Annotated in this window: 12 protein-coding genes; 10 read left to right on the top strand and 2 right to left on the bottom strand. The window is 46.2% G+C overall.

Features of this window, described 5'->3' with window-relative positions:
- The first annotated feature begins 13 nt into the window (after positions 1 to 13).
- The 10 genes from ABIO93_RS01875 (at position 14) to ABIO93_RS01830 (ending at position 15,884) form a co-directional block, all read left to right on the top strand.
- Positions 14 to 1,450: a RagB/SusD family nutrient uptake outer membrane protein gene (locus tag ABIO93_RS01875; protein ID WP_348063820.1), complete on the top strand. Its 1,437-nt coding sequence runs from the start codon at positions 14 to 16 to the stop codon at positions 1,448 to 1,450.
- Between the two features lie 35 nt (positions 1,451 to 1,485).
- Positions 1,486 to 3,495, top strand: a complete 2,010-nt coding sequence (locus ABIO93_RS01870; RefSeq protein ID WP_348063818.1) for an FAD-dependent oxidoreductase — start codon at positions 1,486 to 1,488, stop codon at positions 3,493 to 3,495.
- 26 nt (positions 3,496 to 3,521) lie between these two features.
- Positions 3,522 to 5,186 carry an FAD-dependent oxidoreductase gene (locus tag ABIO93_RS01865; protein WP_348063816.1) on the top strand — a complete coding sequence of 555 codons (1,665 nt, stop codon included), beginning with the start codon at positions 3,522 to 3,524 and terminating at the stop codon, positions 5,184 to 5,186.
- A 111-nt stretch (positions 5,187 to 5,297) separates the two neighbouring features.
- Entirely contained in the window at positions 5,298 to 6,560 is a 1,263-nt protein-coding gene (locus ABIO93_RS01860; protein ID WP_348063814.1) for an MFS transporter, read from the top strand.
- Positions 6,561 to 6,698: 138 nt separating this feature from the next.
- Positions 6,699 to 7,220, top strand: coding sequence for a gluconate 2-dehydrogenase subunit 3 family protein (locus ABIO93_RS01855; protein WP_348063812.1), 522 nt, complete (start codon positions 6,699 to 6,701; stop codon positions 7,218 to 7,220).
- A 43-nt stretch (positions 7,221 to 7,263) separates the two neighbouring features.
- A complete protein-coding gene (locus tag ABIO93_RS01850) occupies positions 7,264 to 8,976 on the top strand; it encodes a GMC family oxidoreductase (protein ID WP_348063810.1) in 1,713 nt (570 codons plus the stop codon).
- A 164-nt stretch (positions 8,977 to 9,140) separates the two neighbouring features.
- On the top strand, positions 9,141 to 9,815 hold the full coding sequence (locus ABIO93_RS01845; protein ID WP_348063808.1) for an RNA polymerase sigma-70 factor: 675 nt from the start codon (positions 9,141 to 9,143) through the stop codon (positions 9,813 to 9,815).
- 44 nt (positions 9,816 to 9,859) lie between these two features.
- Positions 9,860 to 10,864 (top strand): FecR domain-containing protein, encoded by a 1,005-nt coding sequence (locus tag ABIO93_RS01840; protein ID WP_348063806.1) that lies wholly within the window; start codon positions 9,860 to 9,862, stop codon positions 10,862 to 10,864.
- A 20-nt stretch (positions 10,865 to 10,884) separates the two neighbouring features.
- A complete protein-coding gene (locus tag ABIO93_RS01835) occupies positions 10,885 to 14,349 on the top strand; it encodes a SusC/RagA family TonB-linked outer membrane protein (RefSeq protein ID WP_348063804.1) in 3,465 nt (1,154 codons plus the stop codon).
- 29 nt (positions 14,350 to 14,378) lie between these two features.
- Positions 14,379 to 15,884, top strand: a complete 1,506-nt coding sequence (locus ABIO93_RS01830) for a RagB/SusD family nutrient uptake outer membrane protein (protein WP_348063802.1) — start codon at positions 14,379 to 14,381, stop codon at positions 15,882 to 15,884.
- A 94-nt stretch (positions 15,885 to 15,978) separates the two neighbouring features.
- Here the strand turns inward: ABIO93_RS01830 and xylA are convergent, their stop codons facing one another.
- Both xylA and ABIO93_RS01820 read right to left on the bottom strand, forming a co-directional pair.
- Positions 15,979 to 17,307 (bottom strand): xylose isomerase, encoded by a 1,329-nt coding sequence (xylA, locus tag ABIO93_RS01825; RefSeq protein ID WP_348063800.1) that lies wholly within the window; start codon positions 17,305 to 17,307, stop codon positions 15,979 to 15,981.
- A 201-nt stretch (positions 17,308 to 17,508) separates the two neighbouring features.
- Positions 17,509 to 19,626: a SurA N-terminal domain-containing protein gene (locus ABIO93_RS01820; protein WP_348063798.1), complete on the bottom strand. Its 2,118-nt coding sequence runs from the start codon at positions 19,624 to 19,626 to the stop codon at positions 17,509 to 17,511.
- Positions 19,627 to 19,648 lie beyond the last annotated feature (22 nt).

The raw sequence follows: 19,648 nt of genomic DNA, 5'->3' as shown, positions 1-19,648 counted from the left end.
AAGAGATATAAATATGAATAAGATATTCACTTGCTTGTTTTTGGCAATGATTTCAACGGCTTGCTCCGATGTGCTCGATGAGAAGCCGAAGTCACTAGCCTCAGAGAATTTTTACAACACTGCCGCAGAAGCGAAGGCCGCAGTCAATGCTATTTATGGCCCAATGCGCGGTGATAATGGCCTTTCTACCAATTATCCGGCACAGCTGGAGGGGTTAGCAGATTACGGTAATTCCAGAGGAACGCAAACACCTGTCAGTCTTTATCAAGGGCTCGACAATACCAACATTAACCGGGTTGGGGTGATCTGGGACAATTTTTACCAATCCATTCGAAATGCGAACCTAGTAATCAGCAATGTTCCGAAAGGGACGAGTATGACGGATGCTGAAAAAACGCTGTATGTGGCAGAAGCCAAATACCTCAGGTCATTGATTTACTTCGCAATGGTGCGTAACTGGGCAGGCGTGCCGCTGCGTACGGAAGCAAATATGACCGTCGCCGATGTTCCAAGATCCAGTGTGGAAGACGTTTACAAACTGATTTTGAGCGATGCATTGGAAGCTGAAAAGGGACTTCCCGACGCGCCTACTGAAATTGGAAGACCAACCATTTGGGCTGCTAAAACATTGCTTTCCGAGATTTATCTGTATCAGGAAAATTGGGAGCTGTCCAGCGCGAAGGCAAAAGAAGTTGTTGACTCCAAAAAATACTCGCTTGTAGAAGTAGCCACTTCGGAAGATTTTCAGAAAATATATGGCCCAGAGGTAGTTAACACGACGGAAGAGGTGTTTTATTTCAAGTACTCGCGTCAGCAAGGTTTCGGTCTGGTCAGTTACGCGCACCGCAAAACGGCGCAGTATGCATATTTCGGGCCAGGCGGGGTTTACGCTCAGTATACTGATTCGGTTTCCAATTCTGTGATCAAAAACTGGGACTTCAAAGACCTTCGTAAAAAGCACATTCTCTATAATGTGGACATTGGTCTGGGCGCAACATCTTGCCTTTTCAGAAAATACCGTGATCCGGCTGCAACGGCGGGGGCAGGGAACGACTATCCGTGGTATAGGTTTGCAGACGTGCTGTTATTTCACGCAGAAGCAGATGCGCGTGCAAAAGGTGCACCCACCGCGGCTGCGATCGAAAGTCTGAACAAGGTACATCGTCGTGCGTATGGTTTGCCTTCTGGCGCGGTGTCAGCTGTGGATTTCAAAGCTGCTGATTTTACGCTCAAAACTTTTATAGACAAAGTGGTGCAGGAAAGAGGTTACGAAACGATGTATGAAGGCAAACGCTGGAATGACCTGAAGAGGCTGGGAATAGCCAAGCAACGGATTTTAGAAGTAAAGAATATAGTCATTGCGGACAAACATATGCTGTGGCCCATTCCCAATTCCGAGATCCTGTACAACAAGGCGCTGACAGTCAAAGATCAGAATCCAGGCTACTAGTACCCACTTATCTGATCGACTTAAACCAATAGAGTATGAGCAAAATATTAGTACAGGTCGCCTGTTTCATCGCATTCCTTTTATCCGGGTTTCGGCCCGGTACACCGCCTCCCGAGCAAGTGGATATTTGTATTTATGGAGCCACTTCCGCCGGTGTGATCGCTGCTTTTACTGCTAAGAAAATGGGTAAATCAGTGTTGTTGATTGAGCCGGGTAACCATCTTGGCGGTATGACTTCCGGTGGTTTGGGTTATACCGACATTGGCAATAAATATGCGATTAACGGTCTGTCAAGAGACTTTTATCGTAGGATTGGCAAGCATTACGGGAAGTTCGAGCAATGGACTTTTGAGCCGCACATTGCCAAAAAGTATTTGCAGCAGTATCTCGATGAGGCGGGAATCCGTGTGGTTTATCACAGCAGAATTAAAGATCTGACGAAATCAGGGACGGATATCAAATCGATTGTACTCGAAAACAGCATTAAACCGGAGGCCAAAACGAACCGTGTTGTTTCGGCAAAAGTCTTTATGGATTGTACCTATGAAGGCGATCTGATGGCGAAGGCTAATGTGAAATATGCAGTAGGCCGTGAAGCCAATGCGGATTACAATGAGACGATTAATGGTGTGCAGTTGATGACCGGTCACCAGATCCCAGATGGCATTGATCCGTACAAAACCGTTGGCAAGCCGGAAAGTGGTTTGCTTTGGGGAGTTTCCAGCGGAAAACTGGATGAAACCGGCTCCGGCGACAAGAAAGTCCAGGCGTACAATTACCGCATTTGCCTTTCTTCGGACCCAAACAACATGGTTACCATTACCAAACCAGAAGGCTACGATCCTGCTCACTATGAGCTTCTTGCAAGACTTATTCAGGCGCATCCCGAGAAGAAGAAGCTCACTGACTATTTTATATGGAGCAAAATGCCCAACAGTAAAACGGACATTAATAACAAAGGCGGGTTTTCGACGGATATGATCGGTATGAATTACGACTACCCGGACGGGAATTATGAAACGCGGGAAAAGATCATTAAAGCGCACGAAACGTACACAAAAGGGCTGCTTTACTTCTTCGGCCGCGATCCCCGGGTACCCGCAGAAATTCAGGAGGCAATGCTGAAATGGGGCTATCCGAAGGACGAGTATACCGACACGGGCAACTGGTCGCCGCAACTATATGTACGTGAGGCGAGACGAATGATTGGGAATTACGTGATGACGCAGGCCAATTGTGAAGGTAAGGAAGTGGTGAAAGATGGTGTTGGAATGGCTGCTTATACGATGGATTCCCATAACATTCAGCGCATTGTGGTGAAGGGAATGGCGAAAAATGAAGGTAATGTTGAAATCGGAGGATTTGGCCCATATCCGATCGCTTACGGTTCGCTTGTTCCGAAAGAAAAGGAATGTACTAATCTGCTGGTGCCTGTTTGCTTGTCTGCCACGCACATTGCCTACGGGTCGATCCGCATGGAGCCAGTGTTTATGGTACTCGCGCAGTCGGCGGCTGTGGCTGCGGTGATGGCTATTGATTCAAAAGTAGCTGTACAAAAGGTCAATATTGCTCAGTTACAAGCGAAATTGAAGGCCGATCCCCTCGTGAATGGCGGAACACCTGAGATTTTGGTGGATAATGAGGATACCGGTCACGTTACGGTGAAAGGTGGCTGGTCAACTGTAAAAAAAGGAGGTTATGGCCCTTCGTTCCTTTCTACCAAGGATGGTGATACCAATCCAGGCACAGTCACTTTTACGCCTGATATACCGGTTTCCAAAGCTTACAATGTATATGTTTATTTTCCAAAGGTTGCGAAACTGGCCCCGGAGATGAAGCTATCCGTAACTTATGGCAAGGAAGTGAAGAACATTACAGTCAAAGAAAGCGATATTGTCGTGGAAGGGCAGACTTCGGGAGAATGGTATAATCTTGGGAAATATAATCTTCCAAAAGGCAGCAATTCGCAGGTTAGTATTTCATCGGAAGGTGAAAAAGGTGCTGTCGTTGCAGATGCCATTCTGTTTGTTCCTGATTCAAAATAATTTCTAAATCCTAATATGATCCATTAATGAGAAAATTACTTTTTCTGTTTACGTTAACCGCATTGTTTTGGTTTACTAATGCTATAAATGGTTTTGCCCAAAATAAATCTGACGCTGAAACTTATGAGGCCGACGTCATCGTCTACGGCGGGACTTCCGGTGCCGTGACTGCCGCCGTGCAGGTGATCAAGGAAGGCAAGTCGGTGATCGTTGTATCGCCGGACAAGCATCTTGGCGGGCTGTCGGCAGGAGGCCTCGGTTTCACGGACACAGGTGATAAGTCCGTGATCGGCGGGCTTGCCCGGGAGTTCTACCATCGCGTGTTCATGCATTATGACAAACCCGATGCCTGGAAATGGCAGAAAAAAGAGGAATATGGTAACAAAGGACAAGGCACACCCGCCATGGACGGTGCCGACCGGACCATGTGGATATTTGAACCAAGTGTTGCTGAGAAGGTTTTTGAAGATTTTGTGAAAGAAAACAATGTGAAGATCTACCGCGATGAATGGTTGGACAGAGGTAAAGGTTTGGTGAAAATGAATGGCCGAATCGTTTCTTTCAAAACGCTGAGCGGAAAGACATTCAAAGGTAAAATGTTTATCGACGCTACCTATGAAGGTGATTTGATGGCTTCTGCCGGAGTAAAATACCATGTAGGCAGAGAGGCAAACAGTGTGTATAATGAAGAATGGAATGGTGTGCAGGCGGAAGTTTTTCAGCATGGCCATTACTTCAAAAATAACATTAGTCCTTACAAAGTGGAGGGAGATCCCAAAAGCGGTTTGCTACCCTATGTTTCTGCTGAAAAAATAGCCAGGAATGGCAGCGGTGACAACAAAATACAGGCTTACTGCTTCCGAATGTGCCTTTCATCAAACCCTGATAACCGCATTCCGTTCCCTAAACCGGAAGGCTACGATGCCGCCAAGTACGAGCTGCTGGCCAGGGTTTACAAAGCAGGCTGGACAGAAACATTCAACAAATACGACCCTATCCCCAACAAAAAGACCGATACCAACAACCACGGACCTTTCAGCACGGATTACATTGGGATGAATTACGACTACCCGGACGCGACTTATGAAAGAAGAAAAGAGATTATCCGCGATCATGAGCTTTATCAGAAAGGATTAATGTATTTCCTGGCTAATGATCCAAGGGTTCCTGCGGATGTGCAGACTGAGATGAAAAAATGGGGGTTACCAAAAGATGAATTCAAGGATAACGGTGGCTGGCCACACCAGATCTACGTTCGTGAAGCGCGGCGTATGATCGGGTTGGGCGTGATGACAGAAAATGAAACGCTTGGCAAGACGCCCGTTTCTCAGTCCATTGGAATGGGATCTTACTCATTGGACGCACATAATGCGCAGCGATACGTGAAAGCCGATGGGTTTGTGCAGAATGAAGGTGACATTGGCGTGCATCCCAAGAAGCCTTACAGCATTTCTTATGCCTCGATTGTTCCGAAAAAAGAGGAATGCCAAAATCTGTTCGCGCCACTTTGCCTGTCCAGCTCACACATTGCATTCGGTTCGATACGCATGGAACCGGTGTTCATGATCCTGGGCCAAAGCGCAGCGTCCGCAGCGGTACAGGCGATCAATCGCAAGGTGTCGGTACAGGACGTAGATTACGCCAAACTGAAAGAACAGCTTTTGAAAGACAAGCAGAAACTGGAATTGTAAAAGTCATGATTGTATTGTCTTTAAACACAACTTTCTCTTTAAATTTTAGAAATTAACGAACAAATAGCCGGTCTTATGTCCGGCTATTTGCATAATATTGCACTAATTCCGATGAAACCCATACAAACAGAAATGACGACCCTTTCAGCACCTCGTTCAGATGCTTCTCACCTTTTTAGTGCGCCGGTTATAGTTGCAGCCCTAGGTTACTTTGTTGACATATATGATCTGCTGCTGTTCGGCATTGTCCGGTTACCCAGTCTCGCCTCGCTCGGGCTTTCGGAATCGGAAATTTCCCTTACCGGCGCCAGCATTCTCAACTGGCAGATGACCGGTTTGTTGCTCGGAGGGATACTCTGGGGTGTTTTGGGTGATAAAAAAGGCAGGTTGTCAGTTTTATTTGGCTCCATCATCACTTATTCACTGGCCAACATTGCCTGCGGATTTGTGCAGGACCCTGATGTTTACAAACTACTTCGTTTCGTTGCCGGAATCGGGCTGGCGGGAGAGCTCGGGGCCGGTATCACCCTGGTTTCAGAAATCCTTCCCAAAGAGTTGCGTGCCATCGGTACGTCGCTTGTGGCCGGAATTGGCCTGCTGGGAGCGGTGGTGGCCTATTTTACCGTGGAGTTTTTTGACTGGCGTTATGCATACTTCATCGGAGGTGGTTTGGGGATTTCTCTGTTGCTGTTACGTATCGGTGTGTTTGAGTCAGGGATATTCAAAGATCTGAAAAACCAGAAACACGTTCAGAAAGGTAACTTCTTTGCGCTTTTTACCAATAAAGACAGGCTGTTCAGGTATTTGAAATGCATTGGTATCGGCTTGCCTACCTGGTTTGTGATCGGTATCCTGGCCACTTTTAGTAATGAGTTTGGAAAAGCCCTGGGACTTACGGAAGCGGTGAAACCCGGACTTTCGATCATGTGGTGCTATGTGGGGCTTTCCATGGGCGACCTGGCGAGCGGGTTCCTGAGTCACTGGCTCGAATCGCGTAAGAAAGCTGTACTTTATCTGATGCTTTTTACGTTGGTATGGAGCGGTGTTTATCTGTTTGCGGGAATCAAGACAGTTAGTCATTTATATACGGTCGCAGCCTTATTGGGCTTCGGGATCGGTTACTGGGCGATGTTCGTAACCATTGGTGCTGAGCAGTTTGGAACTAATTTACGTGCTACGGCGGCTACTACCGTCCCGAATATGGTGAGAGGAACTGTTGTGTTAATGACAACTTTATTCGCTACTTTTAAAGAGTCATTTTCAGTGATTAATTCCGGCGCATTAGTAGGATTGATCTGTTTTGTGATTGGTATTTTTTGCATCATCACCATACCTGAAACGCACGGACGCGACCTGGATTTTCTGGAAGAGTAGCGCTGAAGGCATCATGTAAATGGTCAGATGGTAGTCATGAAATGGTCATGTGTTGTCATGATAAAAGTAGGGACGGTGCATTACGACAAATGACAATGCATGACAGAAAATTTAACTTAACATTAAAAGATAAAAGAAATGGAAAGACGCGTAGCGCTTCAAAGTATGGCAGTTGCCATCGGCGCAATGACGGGTTTGCCTGCCTGGGCATCCGGATGGAGCAAAGGATCGTTGCCGAAAGGAAGATTGCTTTCTGCGGATCAGTCGAAAAACCTGGCGGCAATGGTGGAAGCGATTATTCCTAAAACCGATACGCCGGGAGCAGGAGAGCTGGGTGTGGGTGATTTTGTCCAAAAAATGGTGAAAGACTGCTATGACAGCAAAGCCCAGGCCAGTCTGGCCAGCGGTGTTTCTAACCTCGACGAGCAGAGTATCCAGCGTTTTGGTAAATCTTACGCGGATGCCGGGAAGGATCAGAAATTGCAGCTTTTGCAGGATATCGAAAAAGGTAGTGACGCAAGCCAGAAAGCGTTTTTGGGCTTGGTCAAAAACCTGACGATACAGGGTTATATGACATCTGAATATGTCATGACGAATATTACGCATTACGAGATGGTTCCGGCACGTTACCATGGCTGTGTACCCATTAAAAAAGGATAATGGGCCTCAAATCCCATTCTCCTCATTTCTTCTAAGATTAATTATGGCGAATTTCAATATTGATAGTAAAAAAGCCCGCACGTATGATGCCATTGTCATTGGCTCAGGAATCAGCGGCGGCTGGTCGGCTAAGGAACTGACTGAAAAAGGACTTAAAACCCTGGTACTGGAACGTGGCCGCGATGTGCAGCACATTAAGGATTACCCCACCACCAACATGATGCCGTGGGAGTTTGAACACCGCGAGCGTCTACCCAAAGAAGTCACCGACGCAAATCCGATTGCCAGCAGATGTTATAATTTCAAAGAGTCATCTGCCCATTTCTTCGCAAAGGATAATGAGCACCCTTACGTACAGGAAAAGCCATTTGACTGGATACGGGGGTATCAGGTAGGAGGTAAGTCGCTGCTATGGGCGCGTCAGACACAGCGCTGGAGTAAGTACGACTTTGAAGGGCCAGCCCGTGATAAATTTGCAGTGGAATGGCCGATCGGTTACGACGACATTGCGCCCTGGTACAGCCACGTGGAGAAATTCGCAGGTATTACCGGTAATAAAGACGGCATTGACACATTACCTGACGGCGAGTTCCTGGCGCCGCACGATCTGAACTGCGTTGAAAAATATTTCAAGGAGCAGGTTGGGAAACAATATAAGGACCGCCATATCATCATTGGCCGTGCAGCGCATATCACCGATCCGCAGCAGATCCACCTCGATCAGGGGCGTGCTAAATGCCAGCACAGGATCATGTGCGAACGTGGCTGTCCGTTTGGAGGCTATTTTAGCAGTAATTCGTCTACCATTCCCTGGGCGATGAAAACCGGGAATTTGACAATGCGCCCGCATTCGGTTGTGCATTCGATTATTTACGACGACAAAAAGCAAAAAGCGACGGGTGTACGTGTGATTGACGCTACCACGAAGCAAATGATGGAGTTTTATGCAGACATAATTTTTGTCAATGCAGCTGCATTGAATTCAAATCTGGTGTTGCTCAATTCAACATCTTCGCGTTTCCCCAACGGACTGGGAAATGACAGCGGCGTACTGGGTAAGTATGTGGCATTCCACAACTACCGAGCGAGCGTTTCCGGTGAGTATGAAGGCTTCCTGGACTCTACTACCGACGGCAAACGTCCGAATAGCGGCTACATTCCAAGGTTCCGTAATGTGTACAAGCAGGAAACAGACTTTCTGAGAGGTTATGCAGCGGGTTTTGGAGCTAACAGAAATACATATTCGGATCGTAACGGACTTGGAGAATCATTAAAAGCGAGCCTTCAAGAGACTAAATATGGCAATTGGAGTGTAGGATCGCACATGATGGGCGAGACTATTCCAAAGGAAAGCAACTACGTAGCATTGGACAAAGACCTGAAAGATCCTTTCGGCATTGCCCAGCTCAAAATCTCGGTGGGTTACGATGATAACGACGAGAAGATGATCAAGGACTATGTGGAGCAGGTGAGCGAAATGTTTACCAATGCTGGTTTCAAGAATGTAAAATCGCATGACGGACATAGAAACCCTGGTAACGACATTCACGAAATGGGCGGCGTAAGAATGGGGAAAGACCCGAAAACGTCGATGCTGAACCAATGGAACCAGTTGCATGCTTGCAAGAACGTATTTGTAACGGATGGTGCTTGTATGACTTCCACATCCACACAAAACCCATCGCTGACCTATATGGCGCTTTCGGCCAGAGCGGTGGATTATGCGGTGAAGCAAATGAAGGCGAAGAACTTGTAGCGTCTATATTTTTATTAATGGGCTGTCATTTTCAGAATGGCAGCCTTTTTGCTGTGAGAGGTGTTATCCTGATATAATAAAAAAATGTTTTAGTTTTTTTAAAACAAGAGTAAGGGGATTCAAGTACAAAAAAGTCTTTCTATTATTACATAAATAAAGACTCAATGCAAGATCCTTTGCTTAACACCGAAACGAAGCGTTCAAGTCCATTTGTGTCACCTTTACATGAAAATAAGGTTGGTGCAAATGAAATTGATTCGGCTGTATTTTTAAAGACGACGTTCGAGCAAAACCCTTCGAAAGGCCTGGAATTGCTATTCAGGCGTTTTTATAACCCGCTATGCAGCCACGCGGTGCGATTTGTATATTCCAAACAAATTGCGGAGGATCTGGTGAGTGAAGTTTTCTTCCAATTTTACCGCACCAAAGCTTACGAGAACATTAACTCTTCCTATACGAGCTACCTGTTCAGGTCCGTGCGTAACGAATGCTATACGTATATGCGTCGAGAGTTCGGAAAAATGGACACGCTTGACATCACTAACGAATACACCATTTGTACCTACCACCAGCAACCTGACGCGGAGATTCACTACAATAATCTCTTTCTGAAGGTCAATGAAGTCATTGCCCGGCTGCCTACGCAATGCCAGAAAGTCTTTCTGCTCAGCCGGTTTGAAAATAAAAAATACCACGAAATAGCGGATGAGCTGCACATATCACCCAAAACGGTAGAGGTGCATATATCCAAAGCATTGAAACACCTAAGATCCGCTCTGAACGGCGAATGGATGATCTCCATTGGTCTGACCCTTCTGAGCGGCATCATCGAAATCTGAAAATAGCTTGTAACGGCCTGTGTTGTACCTGGATTGAAAGCAAAATGAAAACAATAATATCGAAGTATACTCTTTTTGAGTATTTGGCGGGGCGAGCCAATCCGCTGGAAAGGCAGCAAGTGGAGGATTGGATCGTCGAAAAGGAGAATTCCGAAGTATTCCATCAATGGTTAATGGAATACGAGACCAAATGTCCCCAGTTTATTCCCGACCAGGACGTAGCGATTGAGCACCTGCTCCATCGCCTGGATTCTGACATCAGCACGGTGCAACAGCGACTTGCTGACGAACCGAAACCTACGATGTTCATGCCAAACCGGGGTAGCCGCCTTTGGCTGATCGCCGCCTCCGTGACATTACTGGTGAGCTGCGGCTGGTGGTTTCGTGAACCGATCCAGTACAAATCCTATCAGACTGCCTATGGACAAACGACCGACGTGTACCTGGAAGACGGCAGCAAAGTAGCGCTGAACTCCAATTCCAAGTTGAAAATCCCCCGTTTAGGTTTCGACAATGATGTGAGGGAAGTGATACTGGAAGGCGAGGCAGAATTTTCGGTGAGCCATACCATTGATAACAAGCGGTTTGTGGTGAAAACATCGGAGCAGTTTCAGGTGGAAGTACTGGGTACTACTTTCTCGGTCTTTGCCCGGCCAAGAGGTACCAAAGTGGCCCTGAAATGTGGAAGCGTGCGGATTGATTATTCGCAAAATAACGAACGGAAGGAAGTAATGATGAAGCCGGGTGACCTGGCATTCCTGGACCAAAGCGGGGCTGTACAACTCGAAAGGCAACAGGATATCAAAACTTTCGCAGCCTGGAAGGAACAGCGCTACGTGTTTAATGCTACTGCGGTACACGAGATCATTGCGATGATCGAAGAGAATTTTGGCCAGAAAGTGGTGCTTTCTGATTCCAATGTAGCCAACAGGACCATCACGGGGAATTTCAAAACCAAAAATGCCGACGAACTTTTGAAAACCATTTCAGAAGTGCTGGACATGAAGGTTGAGCAAAACGGAAATACTACTCTTTTAATGAATAACTAATATCCATAAACCACTTAACTATGAATCTAACGCTATCAGCTAAGCAATGGGTGGGAATAGGGCTTGTGCTCATGACGCAATGTCCACAAGTCGCCCGCTCTCAGGTTATTGCCTTCGCATCTATGCCGCCAAGCCAGCATAGCACTGTCAGACAAGAAATGAAGCTCAAAAATGTACTGCTTGATCTTCAAAAGCATTACGGCGTTGAAATCGTTTTTGAGGACCGACTGGTGGGTTCCATGAATGTCATGGCCAGCGTGCTTGACCTGACCCAGCCCATTGAAAAGAATCTGGACATTGTATTGGGACGTAATGGCCTGAAATATAAAAAGACGCGAAAAAATACTTTCGTAGTAACAGAAGACAAAGTAAAGGAAGTCGCCCCGGTTAAAGAAGAAAGTAAAGAATCGGGGGCTTTACCAGATCAGACATTGACCAACGAAAGTCCCGTCACGCAGACTATGCCCCAGCAAATGGTGGACAGAACAGTGAAAGGGGTGATTTCGGATGAATCGGGAAGCGGCTTGCCAGGTGTGAGCGTGGTACTCAAAGGAACACAGCGGGGCACTTCTTCCGGGGCAGGTGGCGATTTTACATTGGAGATCCCGGACGGCAGCCAGCATGTGCTTGTGTTCAGTTTCGTAGGATATAAGTCGCAGGAAGTCAATGTGGGAAACCAGTCTGACATTAAAGTGAGTCTGGCACCTGACGAAAACGCGCTGGACGAGATCGTGGTCGTGGGTTACGGTAGCGTAAGAAAATCAGATCTTACCGGGGCTGTGGGTACCATTAAGGGAGACGTGTTGCAGGAACGCCCGGCTTCTTCGCTGAACCAGGGACTTTCGGGCCGTATTGCCGGGGTTAACGTTTCTTCCAACTCGGGTCGTCCGGGTGGTCGTGCGAATATCCGTATCCGTGGAGCGAGCTCGATCAGTGTGTCAAATAATCCTTTGTATGTGATTGACGGGGTGATTTTGAATGCTGTGGAACTAGGAAACGGAAGTACGCCCATTGATTACATTAACCCGAATGACATTGCATCCATTGAAGTACTTAAAGATGCTTCATCCACAGCCATTTATGGTGCGCGTGGTGCGAATGGTGTTATCTTGGTGACGACCAAACGCGGAACTGCAGCGGGTGGAAAAGTTACTTATGATAGCGATTTTAGTGTAGGTGTGGTTCCCAAGAAATTGCCTGTATTGAATTCAAAGGAATTTTTGCAGGTTGAGGAAACGATTTATGCCAATGCGGCAAAATACGATCCTGTGGGCTGGGCAACCGGAACAAAATACACAGATCCTAAATTGAAGCGGACCAATCCGTTGTTGTTTGATTCAAGTGGTAACCCACTTTACGATACCGATTGGCAGGATGAAACATTCCAAAAAGCATTTACCCAAAACCATCAGCTTGGTTTGACAGGTGGAAGTGAAAAAGGCAGCTACGGCGCTTTTTTAAATTACCGTAATGAAAATGGAATTGCCCGCGAATCGTGGCAGAAACGTTTTGCAGGTCGTTTTGTCTTCGATAGCCAAATCAAAAGCTGGCTGAAAGTGGGTGGAACATTGGGTTATACAGACCAGAACGAAAAGCAAATTGACCAGCTTGGAGGCGGTGGAATTACAGCAATGCGCCAGGTTTTGGAAGCATTGCCTATCATCCCAGTAAAATATCCAGACGGAAAATGGGCCAGTAACCGAGATTATCCGGGAATGGAAGGTGGCGACAGCCCACTGCGGGTAGTAGCAGAACGCCTTTTCTATCTGCGTACACAAACCATGCTTGGAAACATGTTCGCAAGCATCAGACTTGCAGACGGGCTTGATTTCAGGTCAACGGTAGGAACGAATGTGATCAATCAGCGTGAAGATTATTTCGCAGCAGCAGGTCTTCAATACATTTCAAATAATGGCGACGCTTCGGTGACCAGCAGACGTTTCAATTCATGGCAGTTTGAAAATTACCTGACCTATTCCAAGCAATTTGCTAAAATACACTCTGTGAATGCCATGCTCGGTTTGTCGTGGCAGCACGTGGATCGTTTCGATAATGCAGCAAGAAGCCAGAATTTCACTGATACGTATTTTCAGTATAATAACCTGGGAGCAGGAGCCACAGCACTTGCTCCGTCTTCCAATGCAACTGCTTACGGGCTTAATTCTTATTTCGCGAGGCTTAATTATAGCTTACTGGACAAGTATCTCGTAACATTCACCGGTCGTATCGATGGATCTTCCAAATTCGGGGATGCCAACCGTTACGCGTTCTTCCCTTCCGCAGCCGTTGCATGGCGGGTTAGCGAAGAGGAATTCCTCAAAAATGTGCCTACTATCTCAAACTTGAAAATCCGGGCGAGCTATGGAGCAACCGGAAACTCGGAAATTCCTGCTTACCGCGCTTTGGCTGGTATGGGAAGCTATGACGTGATTTTCGGCGGTGTTCGTAACATTGGAACTGGGGTAGGACGTATGTCAAACTCAAACTTGCAATGGGAAAAAACACAGCAGGTTGACTTCGGTATAGAACTGGGATTGTTTTCAAACAGACTTAGTTTTGAACTAGATCTTTACAGAAGAAAAGTGAACGAAATGTTGCTGGATGCACCATTGCCACTGAGCAGCGGTTACGGAAGCATTTTTACTAACATCGGAAGCATGGAGAACAAGGGAGTTGAATTTGCACTGAATTCCACCAACATTAAAGCAGGCGACTTTTCGTGGAGCACAACATTCAATATTTCTATCAATAAAAACAAAGTGCTTGCGCTCTCTGGAGGCAGTGACATTTTCTCCGGAAACACGATTGTGAGGGTAGGAGAGCCGGTAGGCGCATTCTTTGGACGTGTTCATGAAGGAACATGGTCTACTGCAGAAGTGGAACAGGCTAAAAAGTACAACATGCTGCCTGGTGATGTGAAATACAAAGACCTTAACGAAGACGGAACGATCAATGATAATGACCGTGCGATCATTGGAAAAGGTATTCCTGATGGCTTTGGAACATTCTTAAACACATTCCAGTACAAAGCATTGTCTTTGACAGTTGATTTGCAATATATGTACGGCAATGATGTCCTTGACAGAAGTATCCACTCAGCGGAAGACAGACAAGGCATCGCGAACAGCTACAAAACGGTGCTGAACGCCTGGACAGAAACCAACCAGAACACGCCTATCGCGCAGGTCCGCCCGATCAATGCATATTATACAACCAACAATGATAGCCACAAGGTTACCGATGCGTCCTTTATCCGTGGCAGGAATCTGCTGCTTGCCTACACATTCCCTGCTTCAATCGTTTCCAAGCTTAAACTGGATCGGTTAAGGGTTTATGGTTCGGTTCAAAACTTCTTTGTGATGACAAAATACAAAGGTTATGACCCGGAAGTTTCTAACTCAGGATCTCCATTTGACCAGGGATTTGGCTTGTACGATTATCCAAAGCCACGCGTATTCATGCTCGGTTTGAACATTGGCTTATAAAATCCTTACAGACTCTTACTTGAAGTAAAATGAATAAAATATCAACAAAAATCGGTCTGCTCACAACTCTTCTGAGCATATTCTGGGCAACAGGATGCAGTGACTTCCTGGACGAATCCGACCCCAGTAACTTTACGGTAGAAAACTATTTTACGCAACCTGCACACGGGAGAAGCTCGGTGAGCGCGATCTACGCGCCAATGCGTGACCCGCTCGGCAGTGGATTTGGTGGCGGTCCCTGGATGATGACCGAGTTTGCGACCGGTCTTGCTGCGACAGATTTGGGTCAGGCTGTGAACAGCTATTTTATTAAGGACCTGCGTAATACATCCGATAATGGATACGGTCAAACCTACTGGGCGTCTTATTACAGAGGGATCGCGGGCGCCAATCTTTCGATAGAAAAAGTGCCAACGATTCCAGCAATGAATCCGGCAGAGGTGAAAAAGCTGCTTGGGGAAGCCTATTTTCTCAGGGCCTGGTATTATTTCAACCTCGTTCGCATGTTTGGAAACATTCCGCTGGTGACCAAAGCCGTGGATCTTACATCGGATCAATTGAAGCCAGCTGCTGCGCCGGTTGAGGAAGTTTACAACCTGATTGTAGCCGATTTGAAATTAGCGGAAGAATCCGGCTTGCCATGGGTGGACGCGACGGGGAAAGTGAGCCTGGGTGCTGTGAAATCATTGTTGTCGCAGGTTTATCTTACTATGGCTGGTTTTCCATTGCAAAAAGGTGCTTCACATTACACGCTGGCTGCAGCAAAAGCGGCCGAGGTGATTGATTCAAAACAATTCAAACTTTTTGCTACTTACGATGATCTGCACAACCCTGTTAAAAAGAATGTGGAGGAAAATATCTTTATGATCCAGTTCCGTACTCAGCTCCTTCCTTCCAACTGGCAGGTGTCGATCATTCCTTACAACAAGAACATTTCGCAATATTCGGATGAGACGGGCGGAATTTACTCGACAGCTGATTTTGTAAAATCGTACGATGCGGCTGATCTGCGGATTAAGGAGAAGCAGTTTTTCTATACCAAATTCACTAATGAGACAGATCGTACCAAAGAAGTGGATCTCGGAGGATATTTTATCTACAAACATTTTGATAACGTGGCCCAAACCAGTACTGCAAACAGTGACCTGAACTGGTCGGTGATCAGATATGCAGATGTTTTACTGACCTACGCGGAGGCTGCCAATGAAGTTGAGGGTCCTTCCGCCAAAGTATTGGAAGCTGTTAACGCAATCAGAACGCGCGCCCAGCTACCGGCATTAGCAGGTCTCGCCAAAGACAAATTGCGCGAGGCGATCTGGACAGAACGCTGGCACGAGCTGTGTTTCGAGAACATTACCTGGTTTGATATGGCCAGGTTGCGCAAAGCATACAATGTTAAAACCAAGGCTTTTGAAAATTATGTTGGACACAAGTTTACTTACGGTCCTACCATAACAGAACGTGAATTACTATTCCCGATCCCGACTTCGGAAATCAGGAATAATACGAGTCTGAAACAAAATGCCGGGTATTAAACCGTTGAAAAGTAAGTGACTATGTGGTCAGATTTAAACGAGAAAAGCCAGCCTGAGCGAAGTCGAAGGCTGGCTTTTCTCGTTTAACATTGTCCTAGATAAACTTATTGATCAGGTTTTCAAGATATTCCTGTCTGCCGGAAGTAGTTGCCGGTTCGCCTTTGCTGGCTGCCAGTTCGAACAGATCTTCCAGTTTCAATGCGCCTTTTTCGAAGTCAGCGCCTTTACCGCCATCAAAGCTGGCGTAACGGTTTGTACGGATATTGTCGTATTCGCCATTCTGAATGATTTTGTCAGCCACGATCAATGCTCTTGCAACCGTGTCGATACCACCAATGTGTGCGTGGAATACATCCTCAACATCGGTCGAGTTACGACGGCGTTTTGCATCAAAGTTGATACCACCACCTTGCAATCCGCCACCTTTCAGGATAACGAGCAATGCTTTTGTCCATTCTGCGATGTCGTTAGGGAACTGGTCTGTATCCCATCCGTTTTGATAATCTCCACGGTTTGCATCGATAGAGCCCAAAATACCAGCGTCAACAGCCACTTGCAGTTCGTGCTCGAATGTATGTCCAGCCAATGTAGCGTGGTTCACTTCCAGGTTCAATGCAAAGTCACCCAATAAGTCGTGCTGACGAAGGAAACCGATAACGGTTGCTGCATCATAGTCGTACTGGTGTTTGGTAGGCTCACAAGGCTTAGGTTCGATGAAGAACTTACCTTTGAAACCATTGGCACGGGCATAGGCTACCGACATTTTAAGCATTTGTGCAAAATGCTCCTGCTCACGCTTCATATCCGTGTTCAGCAACGTCATATACCCTTCACGACCACCCCAGAACACGTAGTTTTCGCCACCTAATGCAATAGTAGCATCCAGTGCCATTTTTACCTGTGCTCCTGCATGTGAAACCACATCAAAGTCAGGGTTGGTAGAGGCTCCGTTCATATAACGATGGTGACTGAACAAATTTGCAGTTCCCCAAAGCAATTTCACGCCGGAAGCTTTTTGTTTTTCCCCCAAATAAGCTGTTAATGCCTGCAAACGTTTTTCGTTGGTGCGGACATCGTCAGCATAGTCAACCACATCTACGTCGTGGAAGCAATAATAAGGTGTACCTAGTTTTGTAATCAATTCAAATGCAGCGTCAGCCTTGTCTTTCGCACGGTCAACAGCATCCGCTTTTTTGTCCCATGGGTAAAAAAGAGTCTGACCTCCGAAAGGATCATTTCCTGATCCGCAGAAAGTGTGCCAGTAGGCAATAGCAAAACGAAGATGTTCCTTCATGCTTTTGCCTGCTACGATACGGTTTTCATCATAGAACCGGTAAGCCAGGGGGTTATCCGTTTCAGGGCCTTCAAAACCAATTTTTCCGATTCCTTTAAAGTACTCCTGTTCTCCGAGTAGAATGCTCATTGTGTTTTAGTTAATCGTTCTGTAATTTTTCAAAGAAATTTCAATCTTATTCTGTCAAAATGTCCCTTACTGATTATTAAGTGTATTATTGACATTTTATACTGCAATACTATTACTTTTTTTTGAAAATATTGCAGTGTAAATAAAAAGAGGAGCAGAAATGAATTCTGCTCCTCTTTCTCAAATATTTTTTATGCCTGATCAAAAGAACTTAGCACGGCGGTCTTCGATTTTCGCATGCTCACGAATCGCTTCATTCACCAGGTACGACATACGGCTTTCCAATGATTGGGTAAGCTGCGTTTTGTATTGCGTAAAGTCAGCGATTTTAGGAGCGTCTGTTTTGTTGATGAGTTCCATGATGAAAACACCATTCTCGCCGGTGAATACACCTGACTTCTGGCCAGGTTTCAAGCCGAATGCTTTTCCTAATGCGATCGGATCAAAACCAGCGCTGGTAAGGAAGCCGGTAGCCAGTGAAATATCAGTAGCTGATTCAACCAAGGCACCTGCACCGTATTTCTTCGCAATGCTTTCCAGGTCTCCTGTCGCGCCTTTCAGCTTGGCAGTGATTTGATCAGACTTGATCTGGTTACGTACTTTGGTAGTCAGCTCGTCGCGGAAATCTTCTACTTTTACATCTTTCGCATCTGATTTGCCAACCAGTACCGCGACAATGTATTGCTCTTCGGTTTCGAAAACCTGGGAAACGGAGTTGATTTTCGAGTCATCCTTGAACGCCCATCTTACGATATCACGGCCATTCTGGATTGCATTAATGTTCGTCGCAGACTCAGGAATGCGATTGGCATTAGCTACTACCAACGCTTTGTTCTTTTTAACTGCTTCGTCGAACTGTTCTTTGGTTTTGACAGTGTTAGCAAATTCGTCTGCCTTTCTGTAAGCTTCGTCGCGGGTAGCCTGGCTTGGAGCGATCGTTTTGCCGATTGCTGCGACGCGGTATAATGTATTCGATTTTGGATCAGTTACTTTGATAATGTGGAAACCAAACTGGCTTTCGATCAATCTTGGGATCAGGCCGGGAGCAGTTGCCGAGAAAACAGCTTCTTCAAATGGCTTAACCATTGCGCCGTTATTCTGGAAATAGCCTACATCACCACCACGCTGGGCAGATCCCTGATCTGAGCTGGAAGTAGCAGCCAATGCTTCAAAATTAGCACCAGCACGAATCTGTGCCAGAATGCCTTCAGCTTTCGTACGGGCAGCAGCTTTGGCTGAGTCCGACTGATTTTCGGCACCTATCAAAATGTGGCTTGCTTTTGCAGAAGAAATGGTATCTACTTTGGTGCCGCCATATTTGTAAATGTAATAAGTGTTACCCTCGCGGTAAGGGCCATACACGCCGCCAGGAACGAAGGTTTTTACAGCTTCTTTCAATTGGTCACTCATGTTGGCCAATGACCTGTTAACCGGCAATGGAATGTCTGAATTCATGCTTGCGAAAGCCGAATCGTTGGTAGCTGTTGCAAGACCACGAGCCAATTCTTTGATCTCGGTGTACAATGCTGCACTATCGTCTTTGGCAGGTTGGATCGGGAAGGTTACGTACTCGATTGAACGGGTATCGGTTCCTTTATATTCTTTACGGTGCGCACTCAGGAATGATTCAAGTTGAGAGTCCGTTACTTTAATAGTAGTATCAACAACCGAGAAATAAGGTACATATAGATAACGCAAAGTGGCTTTCGAGTTCTGCGCTACATATTCTTTCTCAGACTGTGCTTTCGGGATATAGGTTGAAAGCTTCAGAAGGTTTTCATATTTGGCACGGGTGCGTTCTTCACGCAGACTTTTCTCAAAGTTTTCCCATGATTTTTGTTGTTCAACGGGTAGGGTTTTGAGGTTTTTCAGATAGTTGATCACCGCCGTCTTATCGAAACGTCCGGTGGTAGGATCTGAAAAAGCCTGAAGAATCGAAGGGCTGATGTGATTTCCCTGAACCATGTCAACAAGTTCCTGATCTGTAACGGTAAGTCCAAGACCATCAAACTGTTTTTTGTAAGCGATATCTACTACAAACTGGTTCCAGGCCTGGTCTCTCAAAGAAGCAAGTTCATTGTCATTCAGGCTACGGCCCGACTGTGCTTCATAATTTTGACGAAAGCCATCCACGCGGCTTTGAAAATCCTTGATGTTAATTTCTTTTCCGGCAATTTCTCCAACTACCTGATTGTTGCCGCCTCCTAGAATGGAATTAGGGCCTAAAAGGTCGCCACCGACCATAAAAAGAATTAAACTGACAGCAATCACCGTCACAGCGATCCCCGATTTTTCTCTGATTTTGTTAATTAAAGCCATTATCTCGATTCAAATTAGTCCG

It is taken from the genome of Dyadobacter sp. (assembly GCF_039919315.1).
Taxonomy (GTDB): domain Bacteria; phylum Bacteroidota; class Bacteroidia; order Cytophagales; family Spirosomataceae; genus Dyadobacter.
This window is presented reverse-complemented; position numbering and strand designations above follow the sequence as displayed.